At 45.4% G+C, this 17477-nt stretch carries 15 protein-coding genes; 4 read left to right on the top strand and 11 right to left on the bottom strand.

All coding sequences use genetic code 11. The annotated features are described in order from the left end of the window. The first annotated feature begins 37 nt into the window (after positions 1-37). A complete protein-coding gene (locus ABXT60_RS02770; RefSeq protein WP_443631250.1) occupies positions 38-910 on the top strand; it encodes an HlyC/CorC family transporter in 873 nt (290 codons plus the stop codon). After that, positions 885-2387: an apolipoprotein N-acyltransferase gene (gene lnt, locus ABXT60_RS02765; RefSeq protein ID WP_443631249.1), complete on the top strand. Its 1503-nt coding sequence runs from the start codon at positions 885-887 to the stop codon at positions 2385-2387. Before ABXT60_RS02770 ends, lnt begins: the two co-directional genes overlap by 26 nt. On the opposite strand, the gene ABXT60_RS02760 is transcribed toward lnt, so the two are convergent. From ABXT60_RS02760 to ABXT60_RS02740, 5 genes are all read right to left on the bottom strand, one after another. Beyond that, positions 2340-2897, bottom strand: coding sequence for a hypothetical protein (locus ABXT60_RS02760; protein ID WP_443631248.1), 558 nt, complete (start codon positions 2895-2897; stop codon positions 2340-2342). The genes lnt and ABXT60_RS02760 overlap by 48 nt on opposite strands. A 212-nt stretch (positions 2898-3109) precedes the next feature. Further along, the gene (locus ABXT60_RS02755; protein WP_443631247.1) at positions 3110-4669 is read right to left on the bottom strand and encodes an AMP-binding protein; all 1560 of its coding nucleotides are present in this window, start codon (positions 4667-4669) and stop codon (positions 3110-3112) included. Beyond that, complete coding sequence (sauS, locus tag ABXT60_RS02750) at positions 4666-6072, bottom strand: acylating sulfoacetaldehyde dehydrogenase (protein WP_443631246.1); 1407 nt, start codon at positions 6070-6072, stop codon at positions 4666-4668. The genes ABXT60_RS02755 and sauS overlap by 4 nt, the downstream gene beginning before the upstream one ends. Before the next feature lie 114 nt (positions 6073-6186). Beyond that, positions 6187-7161 carry a Bug family tripartite tricarboxylate transporter substrate binding protein gene (locus tag ABXT60_RS02745; RefSeq protein WP_443631245.1) on the bottom strand — a complete coding sequence of 325 codons (975 nt, stop codon included), beginning with the start codon at positions 7159-7161 and terminating at the stop codon, positions 6187-6189. 91 nt (positions 7162-7252) lie between these two features. Next, positions 7253-9235 carry a tripartite tricarboxylate transporter permease gene (locus ABXT60_RS02740; protein ID WP_443631244.1) on the bottom strand — a complete coding sequence of 661 codons (1983 nt, stop codon included), beginning with the start codon at positions 9233-9235 and terminating at the stop codon, positions 7253-7255. Between the two features lie 188 nt (positions 9236-9423). Here ABXT60_RS02740 and ABXT60_RS02735 point away from each other — a divergent pair, with 188 nt between their 5' ends. Continuing rightward, on the top strand, positions 9424-10158 hold the full coding sequence (locus ABXT60_RS02735; RefSeq protein ID WP_443631243.1) for a GntR family transcriptional regulator: 735 nt from the start codon (positions 9424-9426) through the stop codon (positions 10156-10158). Between the two features lie 36 nt (positions 10159-10194). After that, complete coding sequence (locus tag ABXT60_RS02730; RefSeq protein WP_443631242.1) at positions 10195-10788, top strand: dimethylsulfonioproprionate lyase family protein; 594 nt, start codon at positions 10195-10197, stop codon at positions 10786-10788. Here the strand turns inward: ABXT60_RS02730 and ABXT60_RS02725 are convergent. The 6 genes from ABXT60_RS02725 to ABXT60_RS02700 all read right to left on the bottom strand — a co-directional run bounded on the left by ABXT60_RS02725 (position 10785) and on the right by ABXT60_RS02700 (position 17303). Beyond that, entirely contained in the window at positions 10785-11888 is a 1104-nt protein-coding gene (locus tag ABXT60_RS02725) for an ABC transporter ATP-binding protein (RefSeq protein WP_443631241.1), read from the bottom strand. The two genes, ABXT60_RS02730 and ABXT60_RS02725, sit on opposite strands and share 4 nt — an antisense overlap. 33 nt (positions 11889-11921) lie before the next feature. Then, the gene (locus ABXT60_RS02720) at positions 11922-12788 is read right to left on the bottom strand and encodes a carbohydrate ABC transporter permease (RefSeq protein WP_443631240.1); all 867 of its coding nucleotides are present in this window, start codon (positions 12786-12788) and stop codon (positions 11922-11924) included. Then, a complete protein-coding gene (locus ABXT60_RS02715) occupies positions 12785-13657 on the bottom strand; it encodes a carbohydrate ABC transporter permease (protein ID WP_443631239.1) in 873 nt (290 codons plus the stop codon). The genes ABXT60_RS02720 and ABXT60_RS02715 overlap by 4 nt, the downstream gene beginning before the upstream one ends. Positions 13658-13835: 178 nt before the next feature. Beyond that, complete coding sequence (locus tag ABXT60_RS02710) at positions 13836-15083, bottom strand: ABC transporter substrate-binding protein (protein WP_443631238.1); 1248 nt, start codon at positions 15081-15083, stop codon at positions 13836-13838. A gap of 106 nt (positions 15084-15189) precedes the next feature. Further along, complete coding sequence (locus tag ABXT60_RS02705; RefSeq protein WP_443631237.1) at positions 15190-16638, bottom strand: ATP-binding protein; 1449 nt, start codon at positions 16636-16638, stop codon at positions 15190-15192. Continuing rightward, positions 16635-17303: a response regulator transcription factor gene (locus ABXT60_RS02700; protein WP_443631236.1), complete on the bottom strand. Its 669-nt coding sequence runs from the start codon at positions 17301-17303 to the stop codon at positions 16635-16637. The genes ABXT60_RS02705 and ABXT60_RS02700 overlap by 4 nt, the downstream gene beginning before the upstream one ends. Between the last annotated feature and the right edge of the window lie 174 nt (positions 17304-17477).

The following is a 17477-nucleotide window of genomic DNA, read 5'->3' as shown; positions in this document are numbered from 1 at the left end:
AATTGATTTAATTAACTTTTAGGAATACACACTCCTCATGAACGACGACGCGTCGACCAACGGTCAGGACAAACGCTCCTGGCTAGAAAAACTTTCTTTTTTCCTTAGCGACAGGCCTAGCACTAAGGAAGAACTGCTAGAACGAATTCGCCAAGCCGAAGAAGACCAAATACTCGACCGCGAGTCCCTCGATACGATCGAAGGGGCCTTACAAATGTCACATATGCAAGTGCGTGACATTATGGTTCCACGCCCACAAATGGCCGTGGTGAAGGCAGACCAAAGCACCCAAGAGTTTATGCAAACCATCACCGAAACGTCTCACTCACGATTCCCAGTGATTGGCGAATCTCCTGATGAGGTGTTAGGTATTTTATTAGCTAAAGACCTTCTACCACTGGCGTTTGCTAAGCAAATGGACAACTTTGATCTGAACGCCATGTTGCGCAAACCTATTTTTGTGCCAGAGAGCAAACGCCTGTCTATTTTGCTCAACGAATTCCGCACAAATCGTTATCATATGGCCATTGTATTAGATGAATATGGTGGCGTTGCAGGCCTTGTCACGATCGAAGATGTATTAGAACAAATTGTTGGCGAAATAGAAGATGAAACCGATTCTGAAGAAGACGATGGCAACATTAGGCCGTTTGCTGACAATGGGTTCTTAGTTAAAGCACTCACTAGTATTGATGACTTTAACGAACATTTTGGCACTTATTATGACGAAACAGAATTCGATACGATTGGCGGTATTATCACTCAACAATTTGGCCACTTGCCCGCCAAAGATGAAAGTATTCAAGTAGGCGATTTGAACTTCCTTATTTTAGCAGCTGATAATCGCAGAATTCGGCTTATGCAAGTGAACCCTATTAACAACGATGCTGAAACTTCCACTGAAAGCTAACTTAGCTGCCAGCATTATTGCTGGCGCCATGGCTCCACTGGCCCTTGCACCATTGAATTTATGGCCTTTAGCGCCGCTTAGTGTGGTGCTCTTTTGGTATACCCTTAATCACAGTAACCACACAAAAAACGCTATGGTTAATGGCCTGGCTTATGGCCTAGGCTACTTTGGTGTAGGCGTAAGTTGGGTGTTTGTAAGCATGGTGGACCATGGTGACACACACTGGCTGCTTGCCACAGTTCTGACAGTGTTATTTTGTTTTGGTTTGGCACTATTGTACGGCGTTTTTGCTGGCCTATTTTACCGCTTAAAACACCATCACCAATACCCTAGCTTGCTATTTATTGGCCTTTGGGTGAGCCTAGATTTATTACGTGCATGGTTACTGACAGGGTTCCCATGGCTGTACTTAGGCTATGCTGGCCTAGACACCTTTGTGGCAGGTTATGCCCCTATATTAGGTGTTCATGGCATCACATTACTACTGCTGTTCAGTGGGTTATTAATCCTTGGCGTGCAGGTTAAGCTGCACCTACGCCTAGCCTTACTTGCTGGATTATGGCTTATCGGTTACGGGTTAAGCACCATTTCTTGGACTCAACCAAGCCAAAAAGCACCCCTTAAAGTGACCATACTGCAAGCTGATGTGAAATTAAAAGACAAGTGGTCACCACAAACACTAACCCCCACACTTGGGTATTACTTTAAACAATCCTACTTGCATCTGGGCAGTGATTTAATTGTTTGGCCAGAAACAGCTATAGCCACCTACTGGGATTATATTGCCCCCGCGTTCGAGCCACTTTCAACGCTTGCTAAAGAAAAAAATACACAAATAATCAGTGGTACAGTGATTAGAGAAACACCCAAGGCTGGCGCAAACTATTACAACGGGCTTGTGGCTTTTGGTGCCGAGGATGGCCAATATTATAAACAGCGCTTAGTGCCGTTTGGTGAGTATGTGCCACTAGAGTCGTGGTTGAGGGGGGCAATCAACTTTTTTGATTTGCCGATGTCAGCCTTTAAACTGCCATTAAAAGAGCAAGGCCTGCTCACTCAAAATATAGCTATTGCCGGCAACATTTGTTATGAAATTGCATACCCGCAATTGGTTGCCCAGCAGGCAGCTCAGGCTCAAATGATTCTTACAGTCAGTAACGATACTTGGTTCGAGCATTCGTTAGCACCATGGCAGCATTTACAAATGGCCCAAATGCGCGCTTTAGAAAACCGTAAGCCCGTTGTTAGAGCTACCAATAGCGGGGTTTCAGCATTAATCGATGCCAGTGGAGAGATTACACACATTGCGCCCGTGTACCAGCAGGCCCAGCTCACAGGCCTAGTCGCTCTGATGGAGGGTAAAACGCCCTATAATACAGGCCTAAACTGGCCCGTATGGTTACTGAGTGTGGGGTTAATTCTGTGTGGTTTAAGGCGCAACCTTATAGGCGCTGTGCCAATCGGGCTCAAAACCTAAAATAACATGAGGCTGGGGTTGCTTGTGATTAAAGTGGAAGTTATGGATTTGGGTAAATTGCGCACGAACATCATCCGCAGCTAACTGGATAACCTTAGCCGGCACAAGATAACCATCACCCCGGGCACGGAACACCATACGGCATTCACCTGCGTCCAATAACTTTTGCGCATGCGGTGCATCTATTGGGCAAAGTGCGGTCATAGTGCTCTGGAAACTATCAGCTTTTTGATAATAATCGGCAGACAGTTGTTTCACTACCCATTCAAACCGCTCAATTGGATCCACTGTTTTTATGGCATTGTGCTTATATTGGGCCACCAAATGATCTAATTCACGCTTGAGAATTAAAATCGTTAACTCAACACCTACATCGCCATCGGCACCGTAACACACCAAAGGTTTGGCTTCTTCTAATGGAAAGCCAGCGGCTTGGCGTGCTGCAAATAAGCGGCTTAGGCACTGCCAATGCATAAAATCGTGTTCTAATGTTTTGTCGCTTGAAATCACTTATTAATCCTCACACTGTACAATACCAACAAGTCTCTTTATACATTATGCAGTAAGCGCGAGCGCAACAAAAGTAAGCATCCGCCTAAATGTCGGACTTGTGCGACAAGAAATGGTAGATAAGCCCCAATGTTGGCCTGAGTGGATCCACTGCAACGCCATTTTTGAATGCTTAACTCGGTTACAGAGTTAGTGTGTTCTTTTTACCACGATTAACTAGGAAACGTTTCTACCTGCTCAACTAGTTTTAAGCGCTGCACTTTGCCTGAGGGACCCTTGGGTAGGTCGTGTAGGAAGTAAATCTGTTTTGGCGTTTTAACTTGGCCCAGCTTGCTCTCACAAAATGCTATCAGCTCTGCTTCTGTCGTAGCTTTTCCCTTAGCCAACACAACACAAGCCACTACCTCCTGACCATAATGCAGGTCTTCGATACCAATTGCTGCGGCCTCCATTACGGCAGGGTGAGTATAAAGCACGTCGTCTATTTCGCGTGGCGCAATATTTTCTCCACCTTTAATAATTAATTCTTTTATCCGTCCAGTAATAAAGCAGAAGTCGTCCTTGTCCATAATTGCTAAATCACCGGTGTGCAACCAACCGTCAGCATCAATAGTCTCTTCAGTTACCTTTGGGTTTTTGAAGTAACAACGCATTACACATTTACCTTTGACTAACAATTCTCCTTCAACCCCCCGTGTTACCTCCTGCCCAGATCGATTGATGACCTTTATTTGAGTACCAAACGCAACGCCAGGAGAACCATATTTATTCTTAAGTGGAGGTAATGGGTTAGATAGTATTTGTGCAGACGTTTCTGTAAGCCCCATAGTTTCAACAATAGGAACGCCAAACTTTTGTTCAAACCCTGAATGTAATGCCGGGGGCAATGCTGCAGAAGCTGACCGCCCAAACCGCACTTTTGTGGGTGCGAGTTTTAGCCGCTCTAGCTGGCCTTGGCTATCTTGATGCATCAAATAAGAAATAATAGTGGGCACCACACTAAACCAACTGCACCCAGACTCCACCACCCAAGTCCAAAAGCGAGAGCTACTAAAACCATGAGGCAACACCAGACTGCTGCCACTCACAAGGCATGCCATAACAGATACGCATTGAGCATTAATATGACACAAGGGCAGCACACATAAACCTCTATCTACATCTGTTAATTCATGGGCTACCGCAGTATTCATACCACCCGCTATCAAATTTTCATGCGTGAGTACTACGCCCTTAGGTTGGCCAGTAGTACCCGATGTATACATTAAAAGTGCATCACTTTGGCCTGTAATGGGTGGCAACTTAATCGCACTAGCAAACGTCGCAGTCCAACTAGGGCCATGGTCCTCGTGGGCATCAATAAACTGGATCTGTTTAGGCAGCTTGTCTCCTAAACTCAACACCAAAGACTTAGATGCTGCAGATATAAACACGACTTTAGTGTCAGAATGTTGCAAAACATAAGCAATCTGTTCTGGGCCTGCAGCAGGGTTTAGCGGTGAAATAATAAGGCCTGTATATAAGGCACTTAAAAATAGTACCAAAGCAGTCTTACCATTGCCTATCATAAAGGAAATAGTGTCACCCTGAACTAAGCCTAAGGCATTAAACTGAGTTGCATATTCTTGTGCTTCCTGCTCTAAATTCTTATACGTTAAAACACTTTTTGTCTCTGGGAAAACAGCATATATCGCGTTAGGTTTAAGGCGTGCATGTTGGGAGATAAGTTGCCTTACCGTATCGGCAGGTGGCACATATTTAGGGAGGTTCATGACAGATACCTGAGCTGGTAGTCGGCAAATATGTCCGCAATTGAGACCTCTCTAGCAGGAATCGTTTGGACCACCTTAGTCACGTTCATAAAGTGCCTATAATGCACATTTTGATCAGTAACATTACCCCCCCAGGTACCGCAACCCATGGACAAAGAGAATGGCAAGCCATTATCAAAACTACCCCCAGTAGCGAAGCAATGGGCCTGATTGACAATCACACGACACACTGGCATCTCCAGACCCAGTGTTTCTGCTCGGTCAATGGCCTGGCTGTGAAGGCTCAATGAGTGACCTTTGCCTTGATAGTTCAAAATTTCAGCCGCTACCTGTTTAGCATGATCAAAGTCTTGGGCCCGGTATAGCGCCAAAACCAGCGCCATTTTTTCGCCAGAAAACGGAAAGTCAGCACCTGCTCCTGTCTCTTTAACCATTAAAAGATCGGCTTCGCAGGCCGCTTTGCGGGTAATGCCAGCAAGTTCACACATCACACCTACAGGCTTAGCCAACATGGCCGCATTAAGATGCCCTTTGTGCCATAAAACTGACTGTAAGTTTGCAGTTTCTTCTGGCGTTAATAAACATGCATTAACCGCCTCCAAGGCTGCCAACATATCCTTGTATACAGAATCGACTATTACCAAACTATTTTCCGATGAACAGCTAGTGGCATTATCAAAGGTTTTCGAGGCTTTTATTTTGGCTGCAGCCGATACTAAGTCTGCAGTTTCATCAATTAAGCTGGTCACATTACCGGCACCTACACCAAAGGCCGGCGTACCACAGGTATAAGCTGCTCTAACGTTATTTTGTGACCCAGTAACCACCACAAGGTCAACTTGTTTGAGCATTTCCATACTCAAGTCTTTACTCACAGGGGTTGGCAAGGTTTGCACTAAGTTACGTGGTGCGCCAATGCGATCCAACTCCAGATATATTAATTCAATCAAGCGCGTGCAACTGGGCTGACCTTTTGGTGAAGGCGACAAAATAATAGCGTTACGACACTTGAGCGCGTTCAAAATCATATTCATGGGTGTTGCTACAGGATTAGTAGACGGTACAATTGCACCTACAATTCCTACAGGTCGGGCAATTTCCACGATGCCGTTTTTTGGGTCTCGATTAATCACCCCTACCGTTTTAGCCTCTTTTAAATCACGCAACAACCCCAAGGTTTTGCGGTGATTCTTAGTAATTTTATCTGCCACATTACCTAACCCAGTTTCGGCTACGGCAAGTTCTGATAATTTTTGATTATTAACTGGGTTAATAAGTGCCCAAGCGGCTGCAATCACTAACTCATCGACTGCGACTTGATCATAGGTTTCTAGTTTTTTCTGTGCTTCACCAGCCTGCTGTATTAACTGGGCTACTTGGCTACTTGCGTCCATCTGTGCCATTTAAATCTCCATATCAAACCGCAGTTAGCGGTGTAGTTTTAGTTGGGGGAAAAGTGCCACTGCAAAGGCATTGCCTAAGCAGTGGCAGCAAGCACTAAACGAACTGCAGGGTTACTATAAGCCAGCTAATAGGTCATCAAGGTATGCTTGACGTTCAACCCACATCTGCTTAACTTCAGCACGGGACATAATGCGCATTGGCGAACCGCCAGCCTTCATTTTTTTAGCCACTTTACCGTCTTGGAACATTAAATGAACACGTTCAGCAAGAAACTCAATCACTTCAGGTGGTGTACCTTTGCGAGCCATAATGCCGCGAAAGTTAACACTCGAGTCATCAACGTCAATGCCTTGTTCTTTTAGGGTTGGCACGTCTGGCAAAAAGCTCTCTTCACGCTGGTTGTCTGCTACTGCAAGAATTTTAATACGATCACCTTGGCGATAAGCATCACTTAAGTTGTTGAAGCCAGCCATTACTTGACTACCTAACACCATCTTCATAGCCGCTACACCACCACCAGCAGGAATGTACTTAGTGCTAATATCTGCAGCTTTGTCGAGCTGTAAACTAGCAATGTGATGGCCTACATAAAGGCCTGCACCACTCACTGTTAATTTGCCAGGGTTAGCTTTTGACCATGCAACAAGGTCTCCGGCGGAGTTAAATGGACTATCTGCAGGCACTATAAGTACTGCTGGATCTGCCCCCCAGTTGGCAATTGGCTCTAAGTTATCAATATTGTAAGACGTATCGAACTTGAGTGATTGGGCAATAAAATGTGGTACGTTATATGCTGCAAGTTGATGACCATCAGTGCTGGCACTACTTGCATACCAGTTCCAACCTTTTTGACCACCCGCTCCAGGTTTGTTAAAGATCACTATAGGCATATTAAGGTATTTTTCATTTCCCGCCATCATCGTGGCAATACGCGCTTGGAAATCCGTAGCACCACCTGGGCCATAAGCCACAGCGACTTGGATAGGAGCGGTTGGGTATTCAGCAGCTAATGCTGTTGCGCTGGGCGCTAACAACATTGTAGTCACTGCTGCCGTAACAATAGACGATTTTATTTTTTTTAGTATCATAGGACTTACCTTTTTATTATAGGCCAACTCTACCTAAGTGAGAGGCGTTTTATCTGCACTATTTGGACCACCCAAATAGTGCGAATCTTTATTAGAACAATCCTGGGGTTATCACCCTTAAAGACACGTTAAATAGCCCATAAATAGCTGCCATAAAGCCGACGGATACCCACAGTATTCTGATGACCTGCTGCCGATTTTTGTTGACCGTGTAGAGCATGACAATTGCCGTGAACGCTATCCAAGAGGCCGAGTAGAAGCCCGCTGTTTGCAGGAGTATTAAATAACCCACAATAACAACGATGCCCACACCAAGATCTGACCACTCTACTAACCCAGGGCCAGATTTTTGGCGGCTCCAGGTGCGCAACACATCAATTAATAATAGTGCTGCAAACAACATCATCAGTATTGCTAGTAAAAATGGGAAATCGTAGGCTTGGGTGCCGTCTGCCAGCATCACCATCGTTAGCACTACTAGAGAGGCGGCCACTGCACCAACTGCAGCGACACGGGTACCTGGTGTGGAACGTTTTAGTTCTGAGGTCACTGCACGGCGTTGCTTCACCTCTACCCAAACGCTATAGCCAATCGATACCAAGCAGACAAATATAAGTACCAGGTTAACCGAGCCTGTCATGAAATAAGGCAGTGCGCCTTCACCAACATCGGCAATCATCTTACCCATAGAAAAGTTATCTTCTGCTATAGGGCCCAAGATAATACCCAACACAATGGGCGCTGCACTAAAACCATACTTATTTAAAACATACATCAAGCTACCAAGCACTAGCATAAGGACTACATCAGAATAGCTATTCTGAATACTATAGGTACCAAATACTGCAAGCACTGTCACAGCAGCGGCCATATACTGAGATGGCACACGCATAACCCAATTACTGCTAGTACGGCTCAAGGCTAAGCCAATTATCAGCATAAATACTTGAGCTAATAACAAAGAGCCGATGAAAGTCCAAGTGACTTCAGCGTGAACGGTAAATAAGTCTGGGCCTGGGAACAAACCATTAATGAGTAGACCACCCAATAACACAGCAGCTGTTGGGCTGCCTGGAATACCTAAGGTTAATAAAGGCACTAAAGAAGGCCCCACCATGGCATTGTTAGCCGACTCGGCAGCAATAACGCCATCAGGCTCACCGTGGCCAAATTTACTCGCATCAGGGCTGAATTTTCGTACCTGATCATAAGCCACAAGGCCTGCAATTTGCCCACCAGCACCTGGAATAATACCAACGATGACACCAGACAAAGTGCCAATGGTTAAGGCTTTCACACGGCTCAAGTTATACGTAATAGACGACCATAAGGAGGTGTTTTCCGTAGCAAATAACCCACCACTTAAGGTTTGACGACTAGTCACCAGCAACTGATAGATTTGTGGTACCGCAAATAAACCAATTAAGGCCACAACAATATGCACACCTCCTGTGAGGTGGTCTGTAAACACAAATCGTGACTCGCCAAATATGGGGCTGATACCTATAGTAGAGATCCACAAGCCTAAAACGCCTGAAAATAATCCTTTAACGACAGATTTAGAACCCAAGGTACCTATTACCGTAACACCAACAATGGCCATCCAAAACATTTCTGAAGGCCCAAATTTAAGCGCAAGCTTCGCTAGTGGAGGAGTAAAGAAAATCAATACCACCACACCGGTAATGCCACCTACAAAAGAACTAATAAAACAAAAGTGCAGTGCTTGGGTGGCCTTGCCTTTTTTTGCCATAGGGTGGCCATCTAACACTGTTGCAATGTTAGCTGGTGCCCCTGGGATATTAACTAAGATACCGCTAATCGCTCCCCCTGCCACAGTAGCGGTGTAAACCGCTCCAAGCAGTACCAAACCAGTTGCCGCATCCATTTGAAAGGTAAATGGAATTAATAGTGCAACCGCCATAGTTGGACTTAGGCCCGGTAGCGCACCCAAAATCAATCCTCCTGCCGTGGCAAGTATTAACACTGTGAGGTTGCTAATACTAAAAATTGCACCAATGTAATCAAATATTTCCACGGACTTTTGCCTCTCGATGACAAGTGATTCACTCATCAAAACTGTTCTAATTTTTATTAACTCGTTGAGCTAAGCCGCCAACGTTACCCTATAGTTATATAACTCATATACATGAGTCAAGCTTTTGTGATAATATTTTCTCATCAGCAGGAAAGAATCTGTTACTCTTTATCCCCCAAGGTAACGTCTATTTTTTATACAAATCACAGGTTTTCAAAGAGTTAATGACACAGTGGCCTATCAAAAACGTGCCCGGCACGCCGTTATATAAAGTTGTAGAGAATTTTCTGCAAGAACAAATTACAGCTGGTGAATTAGCCCCTGGAGATTTAACCCCTTCCGAACCGCAACTGGCAAAGCATCTTTCTGTAAGTATCGGCACAGTCAGAAAGGCCATTGAAAATTTAGTTCATCAAAACATGCTGTACCGTCATCAGGGTAAGGGCACCTATGTGTCTCGGATCGATTTTAACAACAGCTTATTTCGTTTTTTCTCCTACGGTACGCATTCGGGAAATCCAGTACGCATTCGCAAACAAACCCCTGTAAGGGAACTACGTAAAGGCAGTGATAAAATTTGTCAACGGCTTCAAGTGGATGCCAATACCGATATGGTTTACATAGAGCGTGTAGGGTTTCGTGACGAAAAAGCGGTATTGGTAGAGAAATGTTGGTGGGTTGCTGACTTAGTGCGGGGCCTAGAAAAAGAAGATGTTCATATACCAGATCTGCTTTACGCTGTGGTTGTAGATCAGTTCAACTTACCTATTATTCGCTCAGAAGAATCCCTCACTGCAGAAATAGCAGACCAAGCCACAGCCTCTCGGCTAGGCATAAAAGTAGGTGACCCCTTAGTGGTGTTGCATCGCCTTACCTATAGCAAGAACAATCAGCCAGTTGAGTTTAGAATTACCAGGGGCCGAGCCGATAGCTTTAGCTATCGCACTGAAATTCGCTAACAATAACTGACTTAAGTCCAACGGAGCGTTTTGACTATGGTGCAAAATCGAGACCTCAACCTGCACTGGCAACAGTTTATTAAATTAGCCTGCGCGAGATTTGCAGCCAGTAACACGGGCATTGGTATTGACGTTGCGCCACTATTGCTCGCTGCTGGGAAAATTAACCCAGATTGGAATCAGCGACCTAATGCACTCTCGTTAGAGACGAGCATTCTCGCAATTGATGATCAACAGTTACGCTCTTCAATGGCGGCTATTGTGCCTTATTTAACCTGGATAGAGCGTGGCGTCTTTTGTAATAGCCAGGACGTTAACCGCGCATACATAGAGTTGGTAGGCCCCAAAGGCGTGTTAAGAAATGACCAGTTCCGTTTCGGTATTTATTGGCAGCAAGCCAATACCTTTTACCCAAAGCATCGGCACGATGCCCTTGAACTGTACCACATTGTCAGTGGCACGGCCCTTTGGCAGATAGCAGAGCAACCCTTTAAGGCAAGGCTACCCGGAACAAGTTTTGAACATTTAAACCGCATTGACCATGCCGCTCTGACTAGAGATGAGGATCTACTAGCCCTTTGGGCATGGCGTGGCGACCTAAGTTTTGACAATTATACGATGGACAGCTAGGCGTCTATCCGTGCGCCACTAAAGGCATCAAACAATACGGCTTTACTCGTATCAACTTGCACTTTTATAAGCCCTGTCGCTTGTGCTTCAACCCCAGCCTCTGGGCTTAACCTTGCTTGAATTTCAGTACCATTCCACTGACCAAAGGCAATGGTGTCTGGCCCCATAGGCTCGGTCACATCAACTTGCATAGGTAGGCTGTGAACTAGTGCACCTGCAACATGAGGCTTAGGTTCGGTGATCATCTCTGGGCGAATGCCTAAAATAACCGTTTCTACACCAGCCTGCTTAAGCCGCTCACCATGCTTGATGTGCAGCTCGAACTTTTCACCTTGGCTTTCAATTACCAACTTATCATCCAGTACAACACATTCAATAAAGTTCATGGGTGGAGAACCCATAAAGTCAGCTACAAAACGATTAGCTGGATTATTGTAAATTTCATAGGGAGTGCCAAATTGTTGCACTTGCCCATCTTTCATCACAGCAATGCGATCTGCTAAGGTCATCGCCTCTACTTGATCATGGGTTACATAAACAATAGTAGTCCCCAAGCGTTTATGCAGCTTCTTAATTTCTGTGCGCATTTCCACCCGTAATTTAGCATCTAAGTTAGACAAGGGCTCGTCAAACAAAAATACCCGTGGGTTGCGTGCTAAAGCCCTACCCATAGCCACACGCTGGCGCTGTCCGCCAGAGAGTGCGCTCGGCTTACGGTCTAACAAGTGTTCAATTTGTAACAGCTGCGAAACGTCGGCTACCGTTTTTTCTATTTCAGCTTTGGGAACCTTGCGCATCTCCAGGCCAAAGCTAATGTTGCGCGACACACTCATAGTGGGATACAGCGCATAGGATTGGAACACCATAGCAATGTCACGTTCCTTGGGGCTTAAGTCGGTAACATTATTCCCATCAATAAGAATATCGCCACTGCTAACATCCTCTAAACCCGCGATGCTATTCATTAGTGTGGATTTGCCACAACCAGAGGGGCCAACTAAGATCAAAAATTCGCCATCTTTAATGTCTAGATCAATGCCCTTTAGTACTTCTGTGTCACCAAATGATTTGGTGAGTTGTTGTATTTTTATGGAACCCATATCGGTTTCTCTTCCTTTGTCTTAATCTTTTTATTAGCCTTTCACGGCACCTGCGGTTAAGCCGCGTACAAAATATTTACCAGCGACTAAATACACCACCAAGGTGGGTAAGGCAGCAATAACAGCGGCAGCCATATCAACGTTATATTCTTTACCACCCATCGTGGTGTTTACTAGGTTATTAAGCGCCACAGTAATGGGCTGGGTGCCCGGCCCCGAATAAACCACCCCAAACAAAAAGTCGTTCCAAATTTGAGTAAATTGCCAAATGACACTCACAACGATGATGGGTGACGAAAGAGGTAGAAAAACGTGCCTAAATATTGCGAAGAAACCTGCGCCATCTAGCCTAGCTGCCCGCACCAGTTCTGTGGGTATGCCCACATAGTAGTTACGGAAGAACAAGGTGGTAAATGCCACCCCATAAATCACATGCACCAGTACCAAGCCTGTTACCGTATTTGCCAAACCTAACCACGCCAACAACATCGCCATGGGCAATAAAATAACCTGAAACGGAATAAAGCAACCAAACAGTAAGGCACCAAAGAGGAAATTACTGCCCCTAAACCGCCACTGTGATAAGACATAACCATTCAACGCTCCAATAACTGTAGAAATAAGTACCGCAGGCAACACGATACGCATACTGTTCCAGAAATAGGGTGCAAGGCCATAGCAGTCACCACCGGTGCAGGCACTGCTCCACGCTTTAGACCATGCACTGGTATTGAGCGAGTCAGGCAAGGCCAAAATATTACCATTGCGAATTTCTTCTATGCCCTTGAATGAGGTGGTAAGCATCACGTACAAGGGCGCAAGGTAAACCAACGCAGCTGCTAACAACAGCGTAATAAAGAGCGTTTTATAAAGTTTGTGAGAAGTCGTCGAGGCCCTCATGATTTTTTACCTCGCAATTCAGAGTAGAGGTAAGGCACTATAATGGCCATCACCCCTGCCAACATAACCATGGCGCTCGCCGCACCAAGGCCCATTTGTGCGCGGCTAAAGGCATGGGTATACATAAAGGTCGCGGGTAAGTCAGAGGAATAGCCGGGGCCACCTCCAGTGAGAGACTGCACTAAGTCGAAGCTCTTAATGGCAATGTGGCTCAAGATCACCACCGCACCAAAAAAAACGGGACGCATGACTGGCAAGATAACATGCCAATAGGTGCGGAATGTGGATGCTCCATCCATTTGAGCAGCTTTAATTAAGCTGTCATCAACGCCCCTAAGGCCAGCCAAAAACATGGCCATAACAAACCCACTAGATTGCCAAACAGCAGCGATTACAATGGTATAGATGGCCATATCTGGATCCACCAACCAACGGAATTCAAAATCGGTAAACCCTAGGTCACGCACCATTTTTTCAATGCCTAAACCCGGGTTGAGAATCCATTTCCATGCTGTGCCTGTAACAATAAAGGACACCGCCATGGGATAAAGATAGATAGTGCGTAAAGCACCATCATTGCGAATATTGCGATCTAATAAAATCGCCAACATGAGGCCTAAAAGTAAGGCAATAATAATAAACAGCAGGGTAAATACAAGAAGGTTATCAAGTGCAACATGCCAACGTGGGTTAGCAAATAAACGCTCGTACTGCTCCCAGCCAACAAACTCCCACTGAGGTAACATGCGACTTTTAGTGAAGGACAGCACGGCTGTCCAGCCAATAAAACCATACATACAGACCAACATAACAATGGCCGTAGGGGCCATGATTAGTTTGGGTAATTGTTTTTCAAGATAATCGAACATGAGTTAGCTCAATAAGATTTTAGAAAAATGCCATTGCAAAGATTCGTCCCAAACTCTCGTTGCGAGGGTCTAGGGGTAACAGCAACCCATAGACCAGAGGCTAGGATTGCTGCACTAACCTTGCAATGACAAGGTCATACACTACGGCATTAAGCTCGTAATGACTATTGGGCTGTGCTTACTTAGCAGCAGCTACCGCTGCTACAAGTTGAGCTACACCTTGGTCTGCACTGTCGTCAGAGTTAAAGAATTGTGTTGCTGAGTCATAAATAGCACCAGAAATTGCTTCTGAAACTGCCATGCCATGGGCAAAACTTGGTACTAGGCTGCCTGAAGCAGAGCTAGCAACAAAGGCGTCCATAGAGTCATGAGCACACGAGTCAAACTCTGTACGTGCCATACCTAAACGTGCAGGGATTGAACCTTTGTTAAGGTTAAATACACGCTGGAAATCTTCACTTAAAATTTCTTTAGCCATTACTTTTTGAGCTGCAGTACTTTCAGCATCGCTTTGGTTAAAGAAAGCAAATGAGTCAACGTTGAAGGTATATGCACCTGAAGTGCCTGGAGCCGCAACACAAACATAGTCTGTACCTGCGTTCTTACCAGCAACCTTAAATTCACCCTTCGCCCAGTCACCCATGATTTGCATACCTGCTTCACCATTGATTACCATCGATGTGGCTAAGTTCCAGTCACGTCCAGGTGAGTTAATATCAACAAACTGGCGCAATTTACCAAAGGTTTCAAATACTTCTTTGGTAGTGGCACTGTTAAGCGCATCCATGTCTGCCTGTACAAAAGCCTTATTATAGTAGTCAGCACCGCCAACACCCAATACAACAGCTTCAAACACAGTGGCGTCCTGCCAAGCCTGGCCACCATGAGCTAGAGCAATGTAACCTGCGTCCTTTAACTTTTGGGCTTGCACCATAAAGTCATCCCAAGTAGTTGGGATGGTGGCGCCCGCTTTGCTGAATACTTCTGGGTTTGCCCACAACCAGTTAACACGGTGTACGTTTACTGGTGCAGCTACATATTCACCTTGATACTTCATTACGTCAGAAACAACTTCTGGCAAAATTTCATCCCAGTTGTTCGCCTTCGCAACGTCATCAATGCTAGATAAGAAACCTAGCTCACCCCATTCTTGAATAGATGGGCCTTTAATCTGGGCCGCTGTAGGCGAGTTACCAGAAATAGCGCGGGATTTTAATACTGTCATGGCACTTTCACCACCACCACCGGCAACAGCAAAGTCTACCCAATCAACACCTGATTCAGCCAATTGCTTCTTTAAAAAAGCCACACTAGTGGCTTCACCACCACTGGTCCACCAATGTAATACTTCAACTTCGCCTGCTTGCGCACTAGGTGCAATTGCCATCATAGTCGCAAGAGCCAAACCTGTTAATTTAGTCTTCATGGAAGTTCCTCATTAGATTTATTGTTCTGTTATCCGGAAGTAAACGACCGGTAGAAGGAGTGTATAGACCGCAGAGTGTCATAACGTGGGGAAGTGTGACAAAAGGTTACAAAGGGAAATAAACCTCAACCATCAAACCGCCACCACGGCGATCTTTGAGTTCTAATTCACCACCATGAAGATTGGCAATACTGCGCGCAATGCCTAAACCAAGCCCCACGTGATCACCACTGGGTTTCTCATCAATGCGGTAATAAGGCTCAAACACACGGGCCTTGTCCGCGTCACTTAACCCTGGGCCAGGGTCCAAAATACGAATCACTGTACCTTGAGCGTTGGCACTGGCAATAATACTTACTGCTCTTCCATAAGCCAGTGCATTGTCTATTAGGTTACTAAATAAGCGTTGCAGGGCCATGCTACGGCCATCGATAAATAATCCTGGTTGAATATCAAGTTCAATGGGCAAGCCATATATTTGATTCTGCGCTGCAAGGCCCAGTAACAGCTGGCTCAGATCAATACGTTGCGCATTTTCATGGATGGCATCATCTTTCATCATCTGCAAACTGCCCTTAACCATGGTCTCTAAATTTTCTAAATCACCAATTAATGCCTGTTTTTGATCAGTATCTGAAATCATTTCCGCACGCAAGCGGGCGCGAGTAAGAGGCGTTTTAAGGTCATGGGAAATGGCAGCAAATAACCGTTCTCGGTCACCAGTAAACTTTTGAATGCGCCCAACCATGGTATTAAAGGCACGAATAGTAGCCACCATTTCGCTAGAGCCTTGTTCCCGCATATGCCGAGGATTACGCCCTTTGCCAATAGCTTCTGCCTGCCTAGCTAACAATCGTAAAGGCCTCACTACCCAGCGCACCAACAGTAAGGTAAGCACTAATACGGTAAGGGAGACCAAACTAATGCTCAACATACGTTCGCTAGTAAGCCAGGTGACTCCAGTGAGCATGTGCCCTTCGGGGATGACTGCCGCTAAGTAGATCCACTCATTAGCCACCGGCAGCTGCACCACAGCCACTGGGCTGGCATCACTAGGCTGTATAAGGGCAAAGCGTTTCCATTTGGGTGGCAAATCTACCATTAGGTTAGTGCCAGAAAGAATCTTTAAGTCATCAAAGTCAACAAATTGAATATCTAACCCCTGGGTTTGCCCCAATTGAGCAACAATACTAGTGCTAAGTTGCTGACGCACCAATTGGGAAAAATCCGTCTGGGGGATAGTGCGTAAGGCAATGTGTTGCTTATTTACTGACACAAAAAAGCGAGTGCCACCCATATCTCGTAATTGATCGAGTACGATATGGCGGTATTGGTCCGGCAGCTTTTTAAAAAACTGCACTGTTTGACCAATTCGTGAGCCCATGGTCTGTGAGACGTCGATCAAACGGTTATGTTCAGTAGCTTTTAATTGGGAAACCCATAGCCAAGTACCAAATACTTGAGCGATTAGAATGCCTAAAAATAGCACTATAGTGACTCGGGCCATTACTGAATTAGGAATTAGTTTGCGCCATAAGCCTGTCACAAGATTCACGCAAGCACCAACACGTAACCCTTACCACGTACATTCTGGATACTGTCTTCGGCGACCTGATTGAGTTTGTTACGCAAACGACTAACACTAGTATCTATAGATCGGTCGAAAGGCTGTGCATTGCGCCCATGCAGCACTTGGCATATCGCGTCACGACTTAGCACTTCACCTTGGTGCTGGTATAAGAGGTTGAGCAAGTCAAACTCTGCCCCCGTTAATGGCAAATTTTTACCTGCATAACTTGCGCAGCGTTTAAGTACGTCTATCTGCAAAGCAGAGGCGCTTGAGTCTTGCTTGGGTTGCTGTACCTGCACTCGTCGCAAAAGTGCCTTTATACGGGCTAACAATTCACGGGGATTAAACGGCTTACCCATATAATCATCTGCACCTAACTCTAGGCCCAAAATACGATCTAGGTCATCACTGGCTGCAGTGAGCATGATGACAGGCAAGTTAGAGGTCTGGCGCAAGTTGCGGCACACATCTAGTCCATCCATACCCGGCAGACCAATATCCAAAACTGCTAAGTCAAACTGAACCATCTGTGCTTTTAAGAAAGTTTCACCATCAGCAAAAGCCACCACTTCAAAACCTTGTTGGCTTAAGTATTGGCTTAGTAGCTGGCGAATTTCTAAATCATCGTCAATAAGAGCGAGGGTTTGCATAGTCAGATATAGTCAATCATTGTTATCAGAAACGTCAGATCAAAAACGCTATTGCTGGTATTATCATGATAATACCAGCAATAGGCAAACTTTTGCTTGTTGTTTGACTCATCACAGCAAGAATACAAAAGAGAAGCGTTGGCTATTTAAGCGCGGCTCCTCTTTACATAGGGG

The sequence above is a fragment of the Candidatus Njordibacter sp. Uisw_056 genome, from assembly GCF_047730085.1.
In the GTDB taxonomy this organism is placed as follows: Bacteria; Pseudomonadota; Gammaproteobacteria; order Pseudomonadales; family Balneatricaceae; genus Njordibacter.
Note: the sequence above shows the minus strand (reverse complement) of the source record. Positions and strands in the feature narration are given on the sequence as shown.

Bases quoted from the DNA above. Each gene is read 5' to 3' on its own strand.
- ABXT60_RS02770 (WP_443631250.1), top strand. From the start codon at position 38: ATGAACGACGACGCGTCGACCAACGGTCAGGACAAACGCTCCTGGCTA.
- lnt (WP_443631249.1), top strand. From the start codon at position 885: ATGCTGAAACTTCCACTGAAAGCTAACTTAGCTGCCAGCATTATTGCT.
- ABXT60_RS02755 (WP_443631247.1), bottom strand. From the start codon at position 4,669: ATGAACCTCCCTAAATATGTGCCACCTGCCGATACGGTAAGGCAACTT.
- sauS (WP_443631246.1), bottom strand. From the start codon at position 6,072: ATGGCACAGATGGACGCAAGTAGCCAAGTAGCCCAGTTAATACAGCAG.
- ABXT60_RS02745 (WP_443631245.1), bottom strand. From the start codon at position 7,161: ATGATACTAAAAAAAATAAAATCGTCTATTGTTACGGCAGCAGTGACT.
- ABXT60_RS02740 (WP_443631244.1), bottom strand. From the start codon at position 9,235: ATGAGTGAATCACTTGTCATCGAGAGGCAAAAGTCCGTGGAAATATTT.
- ABXT60_RS02735 (WP_443631243.1), top strand. From the start codon at position 9,424: ATGACACAGTGGCCTATCAAAAACGTGCCCGGCACGCCGTTATATAAA.
- ABXT60_RS02730 (WP_443631242.1), top strand. From the start codon at position 10,195: ATGGTGCAAAATCGAGACCTCAACCTGCACTGGCAACAGTTTATTAAA.
- ABXT60_RS02725 (WP_443631241.1), bottom strand. From the start codon at position 11,888: ATGGGTTCCATAAAAATACAACAACTCACCAAATCATTTGGTGACACA.
- ABXT60_RS02720 (WP_443631240.1), bottom strand. From the start codon at position 12,788: ATGAGGGCCTCGACGACTTCTCACAAACTTTATAAAACGCTCTTTATT.
- ABXT60_RS02715 (WP_443631239.1), bottom strand. From the start codon at position 13,657: ATGTTCGATTATCTTGAAAAACAATTACCCAAACTAATCATGGCCCCT.
- ABXT60_RS02710 (WP_443631238.1), bottom strand. From the start codon at position 15,083: ATGAAGACTAAATTAACAGGTTTGGCTCTTGCGACTATGATGGCAATT.
- ABXT60_RS02700 (WP_443631236.1), bottom strand. From the start codon at position 17,303: ATGCAAACCCTCGCTCTTATTGACGATGATTTAGAAATTCGCCAGCTA.